The 19299-nt window shown below is 69.9% G+C and carries 26 protein-coding genes and 1 CRISPR repeat array; of the genes, 16 read left to right on the top strand and 10 right to left on the bottom strand.

The features are described from left to right. Both IEY73_RS22215 and IEY73_RS22220 read right to left on the bottom strand, forming a co-directional pair. Positions 1-197: hypothetical protein (locus IEY73_RS22215; RefSeq protein WP_189081224.1), on the bottom strand; the 197-nt coding region annotated here is incomplete at its 3' end. 4 nt (positions 198-201) lie between these two features. Continuing rightward, positions 202-1275, bottom strand: coding sequence for a hypothetical protein (locus IEY73_RS22220; RefSeq protein WP_189081225.1), 1074 nt, complete (start codon positions 1273-1275; stop codon positions 202-204). A 225-nt stretch (positions 1276-1500) separates the two neighbouring features. Here IEY73_RS22220 and IEY73_RS22225 point away from each other — a divergent pair, with 225 nt between their 5' ends. The 8 genes from IEY73_RS22225 (at position 1501) to IEY73_RS22260 (ending at position 10149) form a co-directional block, all read left to right on the top strand. Next, positions 1501-3684: a TIGR03986 family type III CRISPR-associated RAMP protein gene (locus IEY73_RS22225; RefSeq protein ID WP_189081226.1), complete on the top strand. Its 2184-nt coding sequence runs from the start codon at positions 1501-1503 to the stop codon at positions 3682-3684. After that, on the top strand, positions 3681-5072 hold the full coding sequence (locus tag IEY73_RS22230; protein ID WP_189081227.1) for a Cas10/Cmr2 second palm domain-containing protein: 1392 nt from the start codon (positions 3681-3683) through the stop codon (positions 5070-5072). Before IEY73_RS22225 ends, IEY73_RS22230 begins: the two co-directional genes overlap by 4 nt. After that, positions 5069-5641 (top strand): RAMP superfamily CRISPR-associated protein, encoded by a 573-nt coding sequence (locus IEY73_RS22235; protein ID WP_189081228.1) that lies wholly within the window; start codon positions 5069-5071, stop codon positions 5639-5641. The genes IEY73_RS22230 and IEY73_RS22235 overlap by 4 nt, the downstream gene beginning before the upstream one ends. Next, complete coding sequence (locus tag IEY73_RS22240) at positions 5638-6648, top strand: type III-B CRISPR module-associated Cmr3 family protein (protein ID WP_189081229.1); 1011 nt, start codon at positions 5638-5640, stop codon at positions 6646-6648. Before IEY73_RS22235 ends, IEY73_RS22240 begins: the two co-directional genes overlap by 4 nt. Beyond that, positions 6645-7952, top strand: coding sequence for an RAMP superfamily CRISPR-associated protein (locus IEY73_RS22245; RefSeq protein ID WP_189081230.1), 1308 nt, complete (start codon positions 6645-6647; stop codon positions 7950-7952). Before IEY73_RS22240 ends, IEY73_RS22245 begins: the two co-directional genes overlap by 4 nt. Continuing rightward, complete coding sequence (locus tag IEY73_RS22250; protein ID WP_189081231.1) at positions 7949-8368, top strand: hypothetical protein; 420 nt, start codon at positions 7949-7951, stop codon at positions 8366-8368. The genes IEY73_RS22245 and IEY73_RS22250 overlap by 4 nt, the downstream gene beginning before the upstream one ends. Before the next feature lie 200 nt (positions 8369-8568). After that, positions 8569-9107: a CRISPR direct-repeat array (repeat unit 37 nt; unit sequence GCACGAAAACCAGTCACGCCACCAGGCGTTTAGAGAC). Positions 9108-9337: 230 nt separating this feature from the next. Further along, positions 9338-9832: a nucleoside-diphosphate kinase gene (locus IEY73_RS22255; RefSeq protein WP_189081232.1), complete on the top strand. Its 495-nt coding sequence runs from the start codon at positions 9338-9340 to the stop codon at positions 9830-9832. Then, positions 9832-10149, top strand: coding sequence for a hypothetical protein (locus IEY73_RS22260; RefSeq protein WP_189081233.1), 318 nt, complete (start codon positions 9832-9834; stop codon positions 10147-10149). Before IEY73_RS22255 ends, IEY73_RS22260 begins: the two co-directional genes overlap by 1 nt. A gap of 44 nt (positions 10150-10193) precedes the next feature. Here IEY73_RS22260 and IEY73_RS22265 read toward each other — a convergent pair whose 3' ends face one another. From IEY73_RS22265 to IEY73_RS22295, 7 genes are all read right to left on the bottom strand, one after another. Beyond that, the gene (locus tag IEY73_RS22265; protein WP_189081234.1) at positions 10194-10604 is read right to left on the bottom strand and encodes an NUDIX hydrolase; all 411 of its coding nucleotides are present in this window, start codon (positions 10602-10604) and stop codon (positions 10194-10196) included. Next, complete coding sequence (locus IEY73_RS22270) at positions 10601-11278, bottom strand: NUDIX hydrolase (protein ID WP_189081235.1); 678 nt, start codon at positions 11276-11278, stop codon at positions 10601-10603. The genes IEY73_RS22265 and IEY73_RS22270 overlap by 4 nt, the downstream gene beginning before the upstream one ends. Before the next feature lie 2 nt (positions 11279-11280). Then, complete coding sequence (locus IEY73_RS22275) at positions 11281-11631, bottom strand: GntR family transcriptional regulator (protein ID WP_189081236.1); 351 nt, start codon at positions 11629-11631, stop codon at positions 11281-11283. Positions 11632-11947: 316 nt separating this feature from the next. Further along, positions 11948-12238, bottom strand: a complete 291-nt coding sequence (locus tag IEY73_RS22280; protein ID WP_189081237.1) for a hypothetical protein — start codon at positions 12236-12238, stop codon at positions 11948-11950. Continuing rightward, positions 12235-12588 (bottom strand): hypothetical protein, encoded by a 354-nt coding sequence (locus tag IEY73_RS22285; protein ID WP_189081238.1) that lies wholly within the window; start codon positions 12586-12588, stop codon positions 12235-12237. Before IEY73_RS22285 ends, IEY73_RS22280 begins: the two co-directional genes overlap by 4 nt. Beyond that, the gene (locus IEY73_RS22290) at positions 12585-12857 is read right to left on the bottom strand and encodes a hypothetical protein (RefSeq protein WP_189081239.1); all 273 of its coding nucleotides are present in this window, start codon (positions 12855-12857) and stop codon (positions 12585-12587) included. Before IEY73_RS22290 ends, IEY73_RS22285 begins: the two co-directional genes overlap by 4 nt. After that, on the bottom strand, positions 12850-13011 hold the full coding sequence (locus tag IEY73_RS22295; RefSeq protein ID WP_189081240.1) for a hypothetical protein: 162 nt from the start codon (positions 13009-13011) through the stop codon (positions 12850-12852). Before IEY73_RS22295 ends, IEY73_RS22290 begins: the two co-directional genes overlap by 8 nt. A 277-nt stretch (positions 13012-13288) precedes the next feature. Here IEY73_RS22295 and IEY73_RS22300 point away from each other — a divergent pair, with 277 nt between their 5' ends. Continuing rightward, on the top strand, positions 13289-14152 hold the full coding sequence (locus IEY73_RS22300; protein WP_229716042.1) for a helix-turn-helix domain-containing protein: 864 nt from the start codon (positions 13289-13291) through the stop codon (positions 14150-14152). 14 nt (positions 14153-14166) lie between these two features. Continuing rightward, positions 14167-14361 carry a DUF397 domain-containing protein gene (locus IEY73_RS22305; protein WP_229716043.1) on the top strand — a complete coding sequence of 65 codons (195 nt, stop codon included), beginning with the start codon at positions 14167-14169 and terminating at the stop codon, positions 14359-14361. Positions 14362-14672: 311 nt separating this feature from the next. On the opposite strand, the gene IEY73_RS22310 is transcribed toward IEY73_RS22305, so the two are convergent. Next, on the bottom strand, positions 14673-14930 hold the full coding sequence (locus IEY73_RS22310; RefSeq protein WP_189081241.1) for a helix-turn-helix transcriptional regulator: 258 nt from the start codon (positions 14928-14930) through the stop codon (positions 14673-14675). 184 nt (positions 14931-15114) lie between these two features. On the opposite strand from IEY73_RS22310, the gene IEY73_RS22315 reads away from it, so the two are divergent. The 6 genes from IEY73_RS22315 to IEY73_RS22340 all read left to right on the top strand — a co-directional run bounded on the left by IEY73_RS22315 (position 15115) and on the right by IEY73_RS22340 (position 19290). Further along, a complete protein-coding gene (locus IEY73_RS22315; RefSeq protein ID WP_189081242.1) occupies positions 15115-15354 on the top strand; it encodes a DUF6284 family protein in 240 nt (79 codons plus the stop codon). 64 nt (positions 15355-15418) lie between these two features. Then, positions 15419-15643, top strand: a complete 225-nt coding sequence (locus IEY73_RS22320) for a hypothetical protein (RefSeq protein ID WP_189081243.1) — start codon at positions 15419-15421, stop codon at positions 15641-15643. Further along, a complete protein-coding gene (locus IEY73_RS34420; RefSeq protein WP_189081244.1) occupies positions 15640-16278 on the top strand; it encodes a DUF2637 domain-containing protein in 639 nt (212 codons plus the stop codon). The genes IEY73_RS22320 and IEY73_RS34420 overlap by 4 nt, the downstream gene beginning before the upstream one ends. A gap of 17 nt (positions 16279-16295) precedes the next feature. Further along, entirely contained in the window at positions 16296-16637 is a 342-nt protein-coding gene (locus IEY73_RS22330; RefSeq protein ID WP_189081245.1) for a hypothetical protein, read from the top strand. Positions 16638-16729: 92 nt separating this feature from the next. Next, a complete protein-coding gene (locus tag IEY73_RS22335; protein WP_189081246.1) occupies positions 16730-18898 on the top strand; it encodes a P-loop NTPase family protein in 2169 nt (722 codons plus the stop codon). Between the two features lie 140 nt (positions 18899-19038). After that, positions 19039-19290: a hypothetical protein gene (locus IEY73_RS22340; RefSeq protein WP_229716044.1), complete on the top strand. Its 252-nt coding sequence runs from the start codon at positions 19039-19041 to the stop codon at positions 19288-19290. Positions 19291-19299 lie beyond the last annotated feature (9 nt).

Consider the following 19299-nt stretch of genomic DNA (forward strand, 5'->3'; position numbering starts at 1 on the left):
CGGGTGTCGTCCAGCGTGGCGACCTGCACGGCGGCACCGGCCGGATCGGCGCTGGCCGGCGTCAGGGTGTACGGCTTGGCGGCGGCGCGGTGGGTGTCCGGGGTGTCGAGCCAGCCAGTGACCACCGCGTGCAGGTGTTCAAGGCGAATACTCGATGGGTCGAGGCCGGGCAGGACGATCTCGAAACGGCTCGGCATCGCGTCACCGGTTCCTCGGCTGGGCGGGATGTACCCGCATCGGCTGATAGGTGCGGGTCGGCTGGTCGAAGTGCAGCAGGTAGGTCCCGGTGAAGAACCGCAACCGGTCGGCAGCCGCCAGGCGATGCCCGAGCGCCAACGCCACCGTCTTCGGAATGGTCGCCGCCACGACGACACCGCGTCGCATCCCACCCGCGGCGGCCTCGCTGCGGAAGATGTCGGTGAGCGCATCCGCCAGCTCGACCGACAAGGCGGCCATCTGGGCTCCGGTCAGGGTGGGCCGATACGGGATCCCGTCTGCGGCAGCCGGCCAGTGCACGTGCAGATAGTCACTGACCATGCAACCGGCGAACGCCTTCGCCGGGTCCATGGGCTGGGTGAAGGTGAGCAGCAGGCCGAGTCGGCGCCGGCCGCGGGTTCGGCCGGGCATGGTGCCGGCCGTACGGGCGAGCGGGTGCGGTCCCGCTTTTGCCGTGGCCGGATCGAACAGGACGTCGCCGCCGCGACCGGGCAGTTCGAGCAGGCGCAGGCCCTCGATGTCCGGCAACTCCGCCCCCACCGCCAGGGCGGCGGGCCAGGCGAGATTCGGGGCAACCGTGTAGCCGGTGTCGTCACGGTCGCCGTTCAGCACCGCCTCCGTCGTGGCGGCGAGTTCCGCGCACGGGCGCGACAGGTCGATGATCCCGTTGGTCGTGGCCGCCTCGTAGTCGACCCACCGGGTGACCGTGCGCAGCGAGATCCGCCGCTGCCGGGCCTGCTTGACCGCCGCGTCGTGCAGATCGGGCATGGCATCGTCGAGCATGCGCAGATAGAACAGCGTGCCGGTGTGCTGGTGCAGCCAGCCGCGGAACACCAACGCGAGCAGCAACAGCAGCAGACAGGCCACGAGCAGGATCCACCGCCCAGCCGTGCTGCCCGCCGGGGTGCCCGGCGCGACCGGCAGCCAGTCCTCGATGATCAGCCCGCCCGTGGCGGTCGTGCCCGCCAGCGCCGCAGCCGCCAGGAAGTTGGCGCCGCCCAGCCGCCACGGTGTGCGCCGGCGATCACGCCACCGGCGCACCTTGTCGCGACCGATCATCGTGACACCCCTGAGCCTCCTGATCGCACATCCCGGTCGCCATTCGTAACGGCACCGTGACAACGTGCGCAAGGCCCGGCACGTTTTTCCGTCCGATCGATGGAAACCGTTACCGCCCGGCGGTGGGAGCGCGCCTGCCCCGCAGGACTGAATCTCCGATCGGTCGATGCCGTCCCGTAACCGCGGCGGCACGATGGCCGATGTCCGGTATGGAGGGAGGACCGCGTGGGGCAGTTCATCAACCCGTACACTTTCGTGCCGTTCCCAGGTCGTGACGCAGTGCTGGATCGAGGCGAACCGGCAGGTCATGACCGGCCGGTGGCCGACGGGTGGCACGGCACGATCGAGTGGGAGTTCGAGTGCGTCAGCCCGCTGCTGGTGCGCTGGCCGACAGCCGAGGCTCGGACCTACGACGTCCCGCACCGGCCTGGAGCCGACGGATCACGGCGGCCGGTGCTGCCGGGTTCATCGGTGCACGGGGCTATGCGCGCATTGCACGAGATCCTCGCCGGTGGGTGCCTGCGGGTGTTCGACCCGCAGTTCTCGCCGTCGTACCGGGATCCGATGCGCGAGGGCGGGTTCGACCGGTGGCGGCTGGCCCGCGTCGAGCAGGTGGACAACGACGGCCGTCCCACCCAGGTACGACTGAGCGAGCCGACCACCCGGGTCAAGGGCAAGCTTGCCTTTTCGGCGTTCATCGACGCCGCGGCGCTCCCGCCCAATCTGACCAGCGGCGACCGGCTGACGATCAGCTTGCCCGAGGCGTCCGACGTGATGTATCGACCGGAGTACAAGCAGGTGACGAGCGTCCGGCGGGACGCCGACGGTGACTGGGTGGTCCTGCTGACTGACGGCGGAACCCGCTACCGGAAGGCGGAACAGAGCAACGGTCCCCGCCCCCAGGAACGAGTCCCAACTGCGTACTTCATCGCCGCTGGGCGGCTCGGCTCCCGAACTATCGAGGTGACGGACGCCGCGTGGGCCGCCTATCGTACTGCTGCTCTCGGCAGCGATGACTACCGCCGCGCCAACCAGCAGCTTCGCCAAAGTCTGCGGGCCGCCGAGGAAGAACCGCGGGACGGCGCCGAGCAGGCACATCCTGGCGCACGTGAATTGGCTTTCGCGGATTATCCGGCGGTCCGGCCGATCCCGGTCGAGCACGAGAACGCGCGAGGCGGATCACGCCACCCGGTGTACCCGTTCCTGCACCCCGGGCAGGTGGTGTGGGCGCGGGTCGAGAACGAGACCGTGGTGGAGTTGAAGGCGTCGTGGTTCTGGCGGCACTCCGGCGAGGGCACATCGGCCGATCGGGTGCCGCCCGGCTTGCTGCCGTGCCGGGAGCCGGATGCGCTGTGCCCGTCGTGCCGGATGTTCGGGTCCGCCGAGGCGCTGGAACCCGGCACCGAGCAGGCCGGGCCGGCCGCGCAGTTCAGCTACCGCGGTCACGTCCGCGTCCAGGATGCGATCGCTGCCGAGGACGCGCGCATCGAGCAGGTCCGGTTGGCGCCGATGGGTGCGCCTAGGCCCGGTGCCGGCCAGTTCTACCTGCGCACCGGCGGCCCCGGAGGCAAGGGCCGTCCGCAGATGGCCGGGGAGCACGAACGGCCACTGCGCGAGTGGGGTTCGGGTGCCGATGACGGGCAAGCGCGGATGTTCCGGGGCCGGAAGATGTACTGGCGAACCACGGACACGCCGCCCCGGCAGCGATTCAAGGCCCGCTCGCACCACAGCGAGGAGCTGGTCTCCTCCGTGAAGGTGTTCACCGCCGGGAGTCGGTTCGCCGTCCGGCTCACCGTCGAGAACCTGACCGCCGCGCAGGTCGGGGCGTTGGTCTGCACGCTGGATCCGGCCCGGCTGTTCCACCGCGCCCGCGCCAAGGACAGCACCGTCGCCGCGCAGAGCCGGCCGGAGGGCCTGGACGCCGCCGACGAGACGTTCGTGGTCCCGCTCGGCGGCGGGAAGCCGTTCGGGTTCGGCTCGTGCGCTACCCGAGCGATCCGGCTCCACCGCCTCGACCCGGCGGCCCGTTACCGCCACGGCGACGACGGCCACCGCCTGCTCGGTGACGACGAGACGGACGCGCTGGTCGACGCCTTCGTCGGCGGTGACCATCCGGAGTGGCTGCGCAGGCAGTGGAGCGTCGCGTCACGGGCGCTGCGGCTCGGGCATGTCGACGGTTCCCTCGTCTGGTATCCGCCCGGCGCCGACTGGCGAGTTTTGGAAGGGGCACTTGCCTTGCCGGATTCTGATGAGCGCCAAGAGGCCGAGCGCAATTTCGACTCGCCGTTCGCGTTCTTCCAGAACAGCGTTGGCTGGCAACGGGTGACAAAGAAGGGAGTCCTGGCGTTTCCGCTGACCGAGCTGCCCACGATCACCGAGGCCGACCAGCGGTTGGAGATCGAGAAGTGAGGACGTACGTCGACGTGGCCGCCGTACGCATTCAGCGCTGGCTCGGCCGCAGCCGCACCCTGGCCGGCCGCCGCCACGCCTCGGCTGCCCTCGCCGAGGCCACCAGCGCCGAGGTCATCGACAAGCTCATCGCCGACCTGCCCGACGTGCACCGCAACACCGAGGCAGGCGACGTCGACGGGGTCGTCAACCTGGAGGTCCCCGGCCCCGAGCACGCCGAGCCGGCGGCCCGTGCCTGCCTGGCGCACCTGCGTGCCCGGTTGCCCGCCGTCGAGCTGTCCGCGGTCTGGGGCCAGGGCGACGACTACCTCACCGCGTACGCCAAGGCCATCAAGCCTCGGCTGCGCACCCGTCAGGTCATCACTGACCTGCCCGCGGTGGCGGACTTCCCGCCGCTGGCCACCTGCGACCTGTGCCGGGCCGACGCCGCCGTCCTCGTCCGCCCGCAGCGCGACAACCCCGAACGCACCGAACGGGTCTGCGCCGACTGCCGGATGCGCGACGAGCACCCCGGCGGACGCCGCGCCGGCCCCGAGAAACGCCTTCGGGAACACCTTGGCGAGGGCAAGTTCGCCGACACCTTCGCCGACCTCGCCCGGCTGCCGGTCACCTGCAACGCCCGCACCGAGGAACTATCCGGCACCGGCAACACCCAGCTTGCCACCGTCTACGCCGACGGCAACGCGATCGGCGACCTGATGGACAAGGCCGCCCAATACGGCACCACCGACAAAGCCGGGCTCGTCCACCAGATCGACCAGGCGAATCTGGACGCGGTCTGCGAAGCCGTCCTCGACTTCGTCGACACCGACCGCAGCCCTTTCCTGCCGCTCACCCCGCACATCATGGCCGGCGACGACCTGCTGGTCAGCCTTCCGGCCGCCGCCGGCTGGCCGTTCGTCACCCGGTACCTGCGTCTTTACACGGCGAAACTCACCGCGCTCGGCGCCGACTTGCACCTGAAAGTGCCGCCGTCGGTGTCCGCCGGGATCGTCATCAGCCACGCCACCGATCCGTTCGCCGAGACCGTCACCCACGCCGAACACCTGCTCCGCACCGCGAAACGCGCCGTACGCGGCAGCGCGGCGTCGATCGCCTGGCTCGACCTCACCGCCGACGGACCCCACCCGCCACCGAACAGGCCGGTGCTCACCCTGGACACCCTCACCGGCGTCCTCGACCAACCGCTGCGCCGCCTCGCCGCGCTACCCGCCAGCCAACGAAGCACGCTGGCCGGGCTGGCGATCGCTTCCGACCGAGACGCCCGGCTCACCGAACAGATCCGCCGCCTCGACCTCACCGAGGTCACCCCGTTCCTGAATCCCGATCCCGCCCTCGGCGGGCTCGGGCTCACCGACGCGCTGCGCCTGGTCCGGTGGTACGCATGAGCACCCTCGACTTCACCATCACCTTCCACACCGGATTCCGCGTCGCCACCGGCAACGCCCGCGACGGCCTGGACGACACCGTCAACGCCGACGACCCGTTACCGGCCAGCACCCTGAAAGGGCTGATGCGCGCCGCCGCCCGCACCCTGCTCCCGCCGGACGGCACCACTGACCATCCCCTCGTGGTCGCCGTGTTCGGCGACCGCCACCACCCGAGCCCGTGGAACTGGTCGTCGGCGGATTTCGCCGACCCGCCCACCAGGCACCCCCGCGCCCACGTCGCCATCGACCCCGAGACCGGCACCGCCGCCCGCGACATGCTGCGCTTCGCCGAGGAACACTGGGCCACCACCGCCACCTTCGACGTGCTGCGGACCGGGCCGCTGCCCGCGGAAGACGCCGACCGGCACCGGATGCTGCTGGCCGCCGCCGGCTGCGCCGTGCACGCCCTCGGCAGCGACCGCCGCCGCGGCCTCGGCTGGGTCACCGTCACCTGCCCCGACCGGCCACCCACCCACGCCGACATCGACCGCCTGCTGAACCTGCGCACCGCGGAGACCCCCGCATGAGCACACCCACGCCGGCCGTCATCCGGCTCACCGTCACCGCCAGCCAGCCCCTGGCCATCGGCCGCACCCCACAAACCGGACAGCTGCGTACCGCGCAGCCGTTGGTGCCCGGCAGCGTCGTCCGCGGCGCGTTCGCCGCCCGCTGGATCCGCCAGCACGGCACTCCCCGGACCATGAGCCCCGACGGCCGCGAAAGATTCCTGACCGTGTTCGAGTCGGGAGCCGTCCGCTTCGGGCCGCTCTACCCACACCACAGCGCCCTGCGCTGGCTGTCCGCGCCCACCCACAAGTACGGCCGCCCATCCGACTGCACCACACCGGAACCCGACCTCGCCGACACTGAGGCCGACCCGGTCTGCACCGGCTGCACAACCCCGCTGGAAAGCGCCCGCGACGGACTCGACGGCGCCGACGGCCTGCTCACCGACCGCACCCACGCCGGCCTCGACGCCGACGACCGCCCGATCGACGGACAGCTCTACACCCGCCAACGCATCCGCGGCGGAACCCGCCTCGACGGCCTGCTCACCGGCCCCACCGACCTACTCGACCAACTCACCACCGACACCAGCCCGCTGCTGCTCGGCGGCAACCGCACCGCCTCCGGCCGCACCACCCTCACCCACCAGCCCGCCACCATCGACCCACCCGAAACCACCGGACAGACAGTGATTCTGCGGCTGCACAGCCCGGCCATCTTCGTCGACGACTACGGCCGGCCCCTACCCGCGCCGCATCCCCCCGACCTCGCCCGCCGCCTCGGCATCGACAACGTCCACATCGAACGCCACTGGGTCCGCACCGACACCGTCGGCGGCTGGCACCTCGCCAGCGGCCTACCCAAACCCACCGAACAGGTCACCGTCGCCGGCAGCGTCTACCGCCTCCGGTGCAGCAGCCCCCCACCGTCGCAAGCGCTCGCCGCCCTCGCCCACCACGGCATCGGCCTGCGCCGCCACGAAGGATTCGGGTGGATCAGCTACCCCCGCGCCGGAGATCCCGCATGAAGCTCACCCTCGTCCACATCGCCCTGACCCTGCGCACCGACGGCGCCGTCGCCGCACCCGAAACCACCGACCAGAACACCGCACCGACCGATCCGGAGGCCGACCGCAACCGCCTCCCCGCCGCCCGCGACGGCCACGGCCGCCTCCACACCCCCGGCACCTCACTGGCCGGGCTGCTCCGCGCCCACCTCGGCGAACACTCCACCGCTCTGCTCGGTCCACCACCGGACACCAAATCCCTGACCACCTCGCCGCTACGCATCCTCGGCACCACCACCACACCACCCACCATCGACGGCACGACGGCCGGCACAATCTGGCGGGGGCAGACCGCCGTCGACCGCCGACGCGCCGCCCCCGCCGTCACCACGCTGCGCACGGCGGAACTGCTGCCCGCCGGCACCACCATCGACCTGTACCTGCGCCTCGACCACCCCGACGCCCACTGGCCCGCACTCGCCGAGCACCTGACCACCTGGCAACCCCAGATCGGCCGGGGACACACCACCGGGCGCGGCCACACCGACACCACCACCATCCGGTACGGCACCCTCGACCTCGACCAGCCGGACGACCTGCACACCTGGCTCACCCGGGGCGGCCCCGACCTCGTCCGGCACGTCGCCACCACCGACCTGACCGTCACCCCGGAACCCAACGCCACCATCACCGTCGACTTCCACGTCCACGGCGAACTACACGTCGGCACCGGCGACAAACCCGCCGGCACCACCCCCGCCCTCCGCGACGGCCACCGCCGGCCCATCATCCCCGGCACCACCTGGAAAGGAATCCTGCGCGCCCGCGCCACCTGGATCCTCGCCCACCTCGGCATCACCACCTGCGCCACCGACCACCAATGCGGCACCTGCCCCACCTGCCGCCTGTTCGGCTACACCGCACCACCCAGCAAGACCGGCGCCACCGGCCGCCGCGGACACGTCACCTTCGCCGACAGCCCCCTGCGCCAACCCGGAAACACCCGACCCGCCCGACCCGTCCCGCACACCCACGTCGCCATCGACCGCGTCACCGGCGGCGCCCACGACGGACTGCTCTACACCCTCGAAACCTTCCCCGCCGCCCACACCACCCTCACCATCGGCTGCCCGAAACCACTCGAACCCTGGATGCGGGCACTCCTGCTCCTCGCCCTGCGCGACCTGCACGACGGCTACCTAGGCGTCGGCGCGAACACCACCCGCGGCTACGGCACCCTCCGCGCCACCGACCCCAAAGCGCTCACCCCGACCACCGACCAACTCGCGGCCCTCGCCGCACTCACCCCGACAGGACAGCCATGACCACACCCGTGCCCGCACGGCTGCGAACCCACGGCTGGCTCGACTGGCCGGCAACCGCCGACATCCTCACCAACGCCACCTGCGCCTGGGCCGACACCGACGGCTTCCACATCGCCGAACGCCCCGACCACCTACCCGCCACCAGCCACCTCTGGGCCTGGACCACCCACACCTGCTGGCGCGCCCGCATCGACAGCAGCCAAACCCTACTCACCGAACTCACCCTCAACCCCACCGAACCACACCCCGACACCATCGAGGTCCACAGCCAGCCCGGCATCGCCTGGCCCACCGACTACGGACCCATCGGCCCCCAACCACCCGGAGTCCTCACCACCACCTACACCCGCTACACCACCCCGAACCACAACGACGCCACCGGAACCACCTATATCCACGGCGAGAATGAGTCATAAGCACACCTGACCATCACGCGCAATCACTCCTGCGGGTGACCCATCCGGGCGCCCCGCACTGGGCTCAGGTGTGTAAGGTCGCTGACCAGCACAAACACGCCTCAGCCATTCATGAGAATCAGCGCGCGACAAGACCCGCGAAGCCAGGCGTGCACAAGGCCGCCATTTCCGCAGCTCAGACCCCATAGAAAACCGATGGGGCACGAAAACCAGTCACGCCACCAGGCGTTTAGAGACACAAAAACGCAATGAGTCCAATCCTAAAGAGGCGCACGAAAACCAGTCACGCCACCAGGCGTTTAGAGACTTCTCCGCATATCATGCAACGTATCGTGAAAGCGTACGCACGAAAACCAGTCACGCCACCAGGCGTTTAGAGACGGTCATCGTCAGTCCGGTCAGCCGGCCGGGCACCAAGCACGAAAACCAGTCACGCCACCAGGCGTTTAGAGACACCTCCTCACCTCATCGTCGAGGGAGGTTCGTGCACGAAAACCAGTCACGCCACCAGGCGTTTAGAGACCCGAGGTGGTAGCCGGGGGCGAGGGGGCCGGCACGAAAACCAGTCACGCCACCAGGCGTTTAGAGACCCGGTCAGGAGCCAGGTCAGCATCTCGGCCGCCATCAGGCACGAAAACCAGTCACGCCACCAGGCGTTTAGAAACAGGAACATGTAGGCGCTGATCACGATCATCGCGACGCGTGCGAAAACCGGTCACGCCACCAGGCGTTTAGAAACCAGGTTCCATCTCGCCTCACCTCGAAGAAATCCCGTAACGCGTCAACAACGCAACGCGGCGGCCTTCCCAAATCCGAAACCCGCCACGTGAAGGCTGGCGACATAGGCATATATCAGTCATTTGACAAGTGCTTATTCTCGTGCAGCTAGACAGTTTTCGACTCCAATAAATCTCTGCGAATGAGCTTTGATACCCTCTTCCTAAACTCTGCGGATTTGGAGAAATTGGCATGGCTGCTGTTGAGCGAACTCTCGTGCTGTTGAAGCCGGACGCGGTCGCCCGAGGGCTCGCGGGTCGGGTGCTTCAGCGGTTCGAGGACGCCGGCCTGAAGATCGTGGGTACGAAGATGGTGCGGATGGACGCCGAGCTGGCGGCCAAGCACTACTTCGACCTGGAGGAGCGGTTCGGCAAGTCGGTCTTCGACGTGACCGCGACGTTCATGCAGTCCGGCCCGGTCATCGCCCTGGTCCTGGAGGGCGTCGAGGCCGTCACCAACGTGCGCCGGCTCGTGGGTGTCACGTTCCCGAACCAGGCGAACCCCGGCACGATCCGTGGCGACTTCGCGCACACGTCGAAGGCGTACACCGAGGCCACGCACACGGTGGCTGCGAACCTCATCCACGCCTCCGGCAACGTGGAGGAGGCCAAGTACGAGGTCGAGCTGTGGTTCTCCGAGTCCGAGATGTTCGACTACCAGACCGTGGGCGAGCGGTTCCTTTTCTGATGGTCGACGAGGAAGCCCCCGCGCGGCCTGAGATCGGCCAGGTCCGCAAGCAGTACGAGGACGAGCGCTACTTCCAGGACAGTTGGGCGGCGGCGCAGTATGCGTACGCGCTGGCCGTCCGCCTGCGTGAGGTGGGTGAGGTCGACGAGGCCCGCCGGTACGCGAAAGAGTGCCTGTGGCTCGCCGAGACGCTTCCGGCGAACACCCTCGACGACGTGACCACCGAACAGCAATCGGTCGGCGGGGTGTCGTTGCCGGAGCGGTTCCATGACGGCGTGGTCCGGTCCCGGCTCGCGGATCTGCTCACCGCGGCCTGAACGACAGACGCGCCTGACCGGTCGGGCGGTGTGAGTGCTGGACGTCAGCTCAGGTTGGCGTCCAGGTACTCCTGGACCGGCCCGAAGAACGGGTATGGCACGTGCTCGGCGAGGGTGTCGGTGTCGCACCATTCCACCTCTGCCAGTTCTTCCTCGTCGGCGGCGTAGGCCGTGCCGTCGAGGTAGTCGCAGGCGACGTACAGCATGGTTCGCCCGGTGTTGGGGTGGACCCTTTCCCCTAGCCGCGTCGCCGCTTGGACGGTGAGCCCAGTTTCTTCCAGCGTCTCGCGCACGGCGGCCTGTTCGGCCGACTCGCCGGCCTCGACCCCGCCGGCCGGGAACTGCCAGGACAACTGGCCTTCCTTGACGCGCCGCCGGACCAGCAAGACTTTGCCGTCGTGGACGATGACGGCGGCGGCGATGGGTGGGCGATCGTCGGTGGTCGGCTGGCTCATGGGTCACCTTCCAGGGCGCGCAGAACAGGCGCGTAGATGCGCTGTCGAGGGATGAAGCGGGTGATATCGGTGCGCGGCGCCCAGAGCGCGCTGAGGTTCTCGACGACGTCGCGGTTTTCGACCTGGCCGGCGAGGTAGTCGCAGAGGAAGTAGCTGGCGTGGACGCCGGAGAGTGGGTGGACGCGGCTGCCCAGCTCGGTGCGGACGGTGCAGTGGATGCCGGTTTCGGCGAGGGTTTCGCGGGTGGCGACGGTGGTGGGGTTGGCGCCTGGTTTGACGACGCCGGCCGGGAATTGCCAGTCGATGCCGCTGGGGTCGGCGTCGCGGCGCTGGACCAGGAGGACCTCGGTGTCGGTGACTACGACGGCGATGGCGACGGTGAGAGCTACGGCGCCGCCGGCTGCGTTGGCTTCGGCGTCGTCTTCGGCCTTGAGGTGGCGGGCGAAGCGGAGTTTGGCCGGTTCGTCGGCGCGTTCGTAGGCGGTGTCGAGGGCGCGTTGCAGTTCGGGGCGGATGACGATGTCGGGTCCGCCGGCCCAGGCGGCGATGGTGCGTTTGGCGACGCCGAGTTGGGCGGCCATCTCGTCCTGGGACATGCGCAAAGCTGCCTGGAGTGCGGTGGCGTGCCTGCCGGTCCACTGGTCGATGACGGTGTGCCGGGCGGGCTGGCTCATGGTCAGTCGGTGACCGCGAGGGTGGTGCCGGCCGGGTAGGTGTCGACGTCGCCGTTGGCTCTGGTGACCGTCACCGCCGCCGTCGAGGTGATCGTGTCGCCGGGGTGGAGGTCGGCGCGGTCGGGGACCTCGACGACGAAGGTGCCGTGGCCTTGCCGGACTTCGACCAGGCCCTCCGCGCGGAGGACGGCGAGGGCGCGGCGGACAGTTTCGCGGGCGAGGCCGAATTCGTCGTGGAGATCCTTCTCCGAGGGCATCCGGCGGCCCGGTGATAACTCTCCGCTACGAATGCGATCCCGCAACACGGTCGCGAGCTGCCGGTATGCAGCACCTTCGCGATCGGGCGTGATCATGCCCTTACTCTAGGTATAGACATGCAGGCGCCTAGTGGCGTATGCGTCTAGACGACCTCACGACCAAGGGCCAGCCCAGGTGCATGGCGAGAACCTGGGCTGGCCCCAGCCGACCGCGCCCCGGGGAAGTTGACCGTCAAGCGCGGGAATGACGGTCGTCGGAACGGGTCGGCGCCTTCCGGGCAGGCAGAGCGAATCGTGGATGCCCACCGGAAGCTCGGAGATATTGATCTGGTTTGCGCCGGCCGACCGAAAGGCGGCTGACACGGCGCCTCCACTCGACGACGAGCAGGGGCCGGCCTGGCAGTGTGGTCAGCTACACCGGCCAACGGGTGTCGGGTGGCTGGATGTCCCTTGCGGTTAACGGCGCCTCGTTCCAAAACGGCAGCCAGCCCAGGAACCGGCGATGGAGATCGACCAGGAGCAGGTCCGGGCGAGCGTCGGCCGCCTCCATGTATCGCTCGTGCATGAAGGCGAGAAGCCTGCCGGGCCGCATCACCTTGGGCAGCGAGTCCTGCGCGACCCGGCACGGCCACGCCTCGGTCGGATCGCAGATCACGCAGTCCTGCGTGGCGTCGTCCGGAAGGTGATCACCAGGCGCGCTCATCCGTCGTCGCCGTTCCGAACGAGCAGGATGCCGCGCAATTCCTCAGGCGTGGCGCCGTGGAGTCTCGCCGGCCCGCCGAACGGGCGCCCTCGGCGCCAGGCGTGATAGCCCGCCGGGTACGCGAAGCCCGGAACCTTGTTCTCGTGAAGGTAGGCGACCGTCCAGCCGGGAAACTCGTCCTCCAGAGCCTCGCAGGCGGCGACGCTCTCGGGTGGATAGCCCAGACGTTCGGCGAGGATGGGGCGGTTCTTGTGCGCCAGCTCCGCCCGTTCCCGGGCCAGCTCCTCCTCATGCCTGCGGTGGGCGTCCTCGTCGTAGCTGCCGACCCACGCCGGCCAGTCCCCCGTCATGACGTGAGCGCGATCCGCGCGAGGGTGGACTGCAACCGGTCCCGCACCCTGCTCGGCACGTCGTGTTCGACCAAGTCGACGTTCTTGATGACGTCGTCGAGGCAGTCCCAGTAACACAGCTTGACGTAGGCAGCCAGCCCGAGAGGATCGTCGGCGAAGCGCAGCGCGACGGCATCCAGCGCGGCGTCGCACGGCCACGGCGCTCCGCAGCCCAAGCAATCCCACCCTGGCCGCACCGGCGCGTGCAGCAGTGATGCGGGATCACTCATGACGATCAGCCGCGCTGGCGCGGAACCTCTGCGCGGGGGTGAGGTCGACGACCCGGCTGTGCTGCCCCGGATAGATCTGGGTCGGCCATCGGCTCCAGTCCGGCTCCGGTCGTTTGGCGATCTCGGCCCTGACCGCTGCGTCGCGGGCGTCCACGCACGGCCACAGTGCGTTGCACACGCATCTCTTCGCGCGGAGCACCTGCCACCAGCGTCGGTTGCGGGGTCTGTGCATGCGAATCACCCACTCAGTCACGAACCGGCCGACCTGCACGTCTGCGCCACGGGGGCCGCAAAAAGTGCACGCCTTGTGTGACCTAGAATGCACGTACAGCCACGTACGTGCAAGCCTTGCAAATCCAGTCTCCGCAAACGCGAGGTCGTGTGCATGCGGGGCCATGCGACCGTGCACACTCAGGGGAAGGATCGAAGGGATGCACGAGGTGGCTGGACGCAAGACGCCGACGATTCGGCTACGCCGCTTGGCCGGCGAGCTGAAACGCCTCCGCATCGCCGCCGCGCTGACGGTCGAACGAGTCGCCGAAGAGACCGGCCTCGACCAGTCCTCGCTCTACCGAGTCGAGCGCGCCCTGAACAAGCCGCAGCGCAGGACCGTCACCACCCTGCTCAACCTCTATGACGTGCCGAAAGACCGTCAGGAGACGCTGCTCGGCTGGCTCCGAGACTCCGGCCAGCAGGGCTGGTTCCGGGCGTACGAGCCGTACCTGCCGGAGCAGTACCAGACCTACATCAGCTTCGAGTACGACGCCGAACGCCTGCGCAACTACGAGAACATGTTCGTCCCGGGGCTGCTCCAGACCGAGGACTACGCACGGGCCGTCGTCGAAGGCGTCGGGCTGAACCTGGGCGACGAAGACGTACAGCGGCGAGTCGAGGTCCGGGTGCAACGCCAAGCCGTCCTGCACCGGCCGGCGCCCATGCAACTTCACGCCGTGGTCAGCGAAGCGGCGATCCGCTGCACCGTCGGCGGTCCGGCAGTCATGCGCGCCCAGCTCGACCGGCTGGCCCAAGCGGCGAGCCAGCCGAACGTGCGCCTACAGGTCATCCCGTTCACCGCCGGAGCCCACCCCGGCCTGGTCGGCTCGTTCGTCGTCATGGACTTCGCCGACCCGTTCGACTCCCCGCTGGTCTACACGGACGGGCCACAGGGCGACGCCTTCTTGGAAACTCAAGAGGAGGTGGCGCGGTTCGCGGCTATGTTCGATCGCACGGCCGGCTTCGCGCTGAGCCCGGCGCAGTCGAAGAAACTCATCCAAGACGCGGCCAAGGCCGTATAGCAGGGAGGTTCGCCGTGGACCTGAGCAGCCTGACGTGGCGGAAGTCGAGCCGTTCCAGCGCGAACGGCCAGTGCGTCGAGGTCGCCATCACCGACGCCGAGGTCCTGGTCCGCGACACCAAAGACCGCAGCCAGGCCCCGCATCGCTACACCCGGGCCGAGTGGGAAGCGTTCATCGGCGGCGTGAAGGACGGCGAGTTCGACCTCTGACTTGCGGTGCAACCGCCTTGCTTAGGGTTCGGTTTCACAGAGTCGAGCCCCATCCGGGTACGGGTGGGGCTCGACCTCTTTGGCTTTCATTCAGCGCATAGATCGACGTGTACCCGATCGCCTCATTTCGGAAGCTCGACCGGCACCGACCCCGTCTGGCCCGACTTCCACGCGCCGGACGGCGACCGCCCCCGGAGCCTTTGACCGCCCACATGCATCGGAAGCGCATCGGAACTACATCGACGATGGTTGTTGCCTCATCGGCGGCGCACGGGTTTCCCGGTTGACTGGTTCTCACCAGCAAGCAGCGCCTACGAAGGAGGTGAATCGATGTCCCGCTCGACCTCGACCGACCCGCGACGCGGCCGGCTCGCCTGCCACTGCCGCACCGCCGCCGGCCGCCACGCCGGGGACCGGCCGAACATCCGGTCCGCGGCCGGCGCCTGCCCACGTGACACGTAGGCGGCCCAGGTGACACGACTGATCGGCGCCCCCACCGCACGCAGGAACGCCAGCACGTCCTCGGTCGTCCACCAGTCCTCTGGCAGGTCACCGGTCGCCTCGGCCATCACCGGCGAGGGTACGCGACCCCACGGCTCCACCCCTCGCAACCTCACACCCTGACTTTCCTCGCCCCGCCCGCCGATCATTCGCTTGCTCGAATACAACGCCGAGTTGTACGGCCCGCTTCATGCGAACACAACGCGACGTTGTACTCGGCGGCGGGCGGCACCCGATCCCGGAAGGACCCCCGTGTTCCGCATCCCGCTGCCCGACGAACCGACCCCGGCCCACCTCGACGCCATCGAGCGCGAACAGCGCCTCCTCGAAGCCGAGATCGCCCTGGTCGACGCCGAGATCCGCTTCCTCACCGCCGAGCCCACCCCGACCCAGCTCGACTGGCGCCGGCTACGCCGCGCCCAGAACCGCGTCCTGCGCGAGCTGGTCGCCCTGGCCGAGCGCTACCTCCGCTCGATCGACGAGGCGGCCTGATGACCGCCCCCGACCAGGCAGCCGCCGCCGTGACGGCACGGCCCGGACCCCACAGGAGCCAGCCATGAGCCTCGGAATCTTCTCCCTGCTGCTGATCGCGGCACTGGTCATGCTCGCCATCGACTGCAAGACCCGCGGCCGGATCGTGTTCGCCGCGTTCTGCGCCCTGATGCTCGGCCTGACCATCGCCGGAAGCCACGGCGTGCTGGCCGACCCTTCACACGCGCTGATCGACGGCGTCCGCGACGGTCTGTCCTCGATCGGGCGGTCGCTGGGCGGTGGCCGATGACCGGCGCCCAGCTCGCCCGGGTCCGCTGGGGAGTGCGCGGCGCCCTGTCCCTGGGCGTCGCCACCTCGGTCGCCGCGAACGTCCTGCACGCCGACCCGAACCCGATCAGCCAGGCCATCGCCGCCTGGCCGCCGCTGGCCCTGCTGCTCACCGTCGAGCTGATCTCCCGCGTCCCGGTCCAACAACGGCGGCTGGCCGCCGTCCGGCTCGCCGCCACCGCGTCCATCGCGGGCATCGCCGCCTGGGTCTCCTACTGGCACATGGCCGGCGTCGCCGCCCGCTACGGCGAGGCCGGCGCCGCGCCTTACCTGATCCCGCTGTCGGTGGACGGCCTGGTCGTCGTCGCCTCGGTCTGCCTGGTCGAGCTGGCCGGACGCCTCGCCGACCTGACCCGCCAACCGGACACCGGCCCGGCCATCGCGTCCGAGGTCCCGCAGCCGGTAGCGGACACCACGACGGACAACGCCTCGGACACCCCACCGGACAGACCCGTTCGCCCGGCACGCAAGCGAAGCGCCGCCACCGCCGTCGCCCGGATGCGGACCCGGCACCCCGACATGCCCGCCCGCGAAATCGCACGCCGCCTCGGCGTCACCGACCGCACCGTCCGCCGCCACCTGTCCGCCGCGGCCTGACCAAATCGGAGCCCACCATGCCCGACACCACCGACACCATCACCAAGGCCCTCACCTCGCTCGGAGCCACGGCGGACGAGATCGCCGAAACCCTCGTGATCGGCGGATGGCGCGGGCTGCGCAACGACGCCGGAGCCTGCCCGATCTCCCGCTACCTGACCTCGGTCCTGCCGGGCGCCGACGACGTGGTGACCGGCACCGCGCAGCTCACCGTCCTCAGCAGGCACGCGGAGCTGGACGTCGACCTTCCGCCCGCCGTCGAGCAGTTCGTCCGCGCGTTCGACGACGGCGGCTTCCCCGACCTGGTCGTGACCGTCACCGACGCCCAGGGCGACCCGATCGACGACCTCACCCGCTAGCTCTGCCCGGGGCGCGGCCAACCGGCCTCGCAAACCACCGGCCGCGCCCCGGCCCCCGATCGGCCCGCAGACCTCCCGGAGGAACCCCCATCATGGCAACCCCGAACCCCGACGACGGCTTCGACTGGAACCAGGCCGAGGCGGACGTCAACCGCGTCGTCGACCTCGGCGCCGAACGCCGCAACCGCCAGCCGGACGGCTGGTCCACCGACATCGACGACGAACACGACGACCTCGGCGACACCCCCATCCCCGTCGACCCCACCGACAGCAGCTCCGCGACGAGTTGGCCGCAGGCCGCCTCGACGCGCCGTCCGATCGTTCCGGCCTGGCTGCGCTCCAAGGCCGAGGCCGTCGCCCTCGCCCGGTGGATCGTCGGCCACTACACCCACGTCACCGCCTACCACTTGACCCGCACGCCGCTCTACGCCGGACGGCTGGCCGTCCGCTCGCCGCGCGGCGCCGTCCGCATGATCGGCGGCACCGCCCGCTGGGTGACCGACGCCGAAGGACTACCCGTCCGCCTCGCCGCCGTTCGCCGCGAAGACGCCCACGAATACCTGCGCCTGTCGCGGCAACGCGACGGCCGTGTCCGCCTGCGCACCCTGCTGCTGCTCGCCACGCTCACCGTCGGCGCGGTCGGCGTGCTGTTCCTGCTCGTCGCCACACCCCGATGGGCCTGGTACACCACCCTCGCCGGCCTGATCGGCGTGCTCGGCCTCATCGGCACCACACCGGACAAGCCGCTGATGGACGTCGCCGCCGTCAAACCCCGCGTCCGCAAACTGACCGCCGACGTGCTGATGCGCGCCTTCCTCGCCGCCGGACTGTGCAAGCCCGACAACCCGATCACCTTCCCGATGCCGATCATGCGCGACGGCCCCGGCTGGCGAGCCGTCATCGACCTGCCGTACGGCACCAAGGCCGACACCGCCATCAAGAAGCGCACCGACCTCGCCGCCGGCCTCGACCTCGACGAGGTCCAGGTCTGGCCCGAACGGGTCCGCGGCACCGCCGGCTCCGCGCGACGCCTCGCCCTGTGGGTCGCCGACGAGGACCCGTACGCCAAGCCGTCCGGCCTGTGGCCGCTGCTCGCCAAGGGCGGCGTGGACATCTTCGAGGCGTTCCCATTCGGCGAGGACCAGCGCGGACGGCCCGTCGGGCTATTGCTGATGTTCACGTCCCTGCTCGTCGGCGCCATTCCCCGGATGGGCAAGACGTTCGCCGCTCGCCTGCCCGCCCTCGCCTGCGCCCTCGATCCGCTGGTCGAGCTGCACATCTACGACGGCAAGGGCGGCCAGGACTGGCGCGCGTTCGAGCCGATCGCCCACCGGGTCGGCTTCGGCATCCGCGACGACGTCGTCCTCGACCTGGTCGAGGACTTGCGCGCCCTGGTCGCCGACATGAACCGCCGCTACGACACCATCGCCACCCTGCCCGCCGACCTGTGCGCCGAGTCGAAGGTCACCCGCGACATCGCCGCCCGCCGCGCCCTCAAGCTGTGGCCGGTCCTGGTCTCGATCGACGAGTTCCAGCGCTACAGCGGCCACTCGCAGCACGGCGACGAGATCGTCACCCTGCTCACCGAGCTGTGCAAGGTCGGCCCGTCCGTCGGCATCATGATCAGCCTCGCCACCCAGAAGCCCGACGGCAAAGCCGTCCCGACCGACCTGCGCGACAACATCGGCACCCGCTTCGCCCTCAAGACGATGACCTGGCAGTCGTCCGAGGCCGTGCTGGGCGCCGGTTCCTACACCGCCGGCCACGACTCGTCCCGCTTCCAGCGCGCCCACAAGGGGGTCGGCATCCTGCTCGGCGCCGACGACTCCGGCTCGGTCGAGGACGCCGTCACCGTGCGCACCAACCGCACCCCGCTGGCCGACATCGACACCGTCATCCGTCGCGCCCACGCCCTGCGCACCGACGCCGGAGCCATCACCGGCCAGGCCGCCGGCGACCCCGGCGCCGACAGCCGGGCCGGCTCTCTGCTCGACGACATCCTCACCGTCGTCCCTGCCAGCGAACCCAAGGTCTGGTCCGAAACCGTCGCCGCCCGCCTCGCCGAGCTACGCCCCGAGGTCTACGGCGGCTGGAAACCCGAACAGGTCGCCGCCGCTCTCAAGCCCTACGGCATCCCGGTCGGCCGCCAGGTCTGGAGCACCGACCCGGCCACCGGCGACAAGGCCAACCGCAAGGGCATCCACCGCGACGACATCACCGCCGCAGTGACCCGCCGTAACCAACATCGCCGCGCCGCCTGACGCTAGCGCGCCGCTAGACCTAGCCCCGTCACCCGCTAGGTCTAGCGGCACCGCTAGCCCCGGATACCGCACCTGATCAGGCCGCTAGCGCTCTATCCCAGATCTCGCACACCCCTCGACAACGCCGCCTGGAGGACGTTGTGGACTCCCTCGCCATCGCCGCTAGCCTGCTCTGCCCCGCCGCCACCCTCGTCACCCTCGGCTACGCCGCCGTCTGTACGGCGTCCCCGTTCGGCCGTTGCCGTCGGTGTCGCGGCCTCGGCCGCACCGTCAGCCGATCCGGCCGGCGCGTCCTCCTCTGCCGCCACTGCGACGGCGCCGGCATCCGCATCCGCACCGGCCGCCACCTCTTCCACCTCGCCGCCCGCATCCACCGCGACGGCACCCACTGACGAGGCCCA

The sequence above is a fragment of the Mangrovihabitans endophyticus genome (assembly GCF_014646155.1).
Lineage (GTDB): Bacteria > Actinomycetota > Actinomycetes > Mycobacteriales > Micromonosporaceae > Actinoplanes > Actinoplanes endophyticus.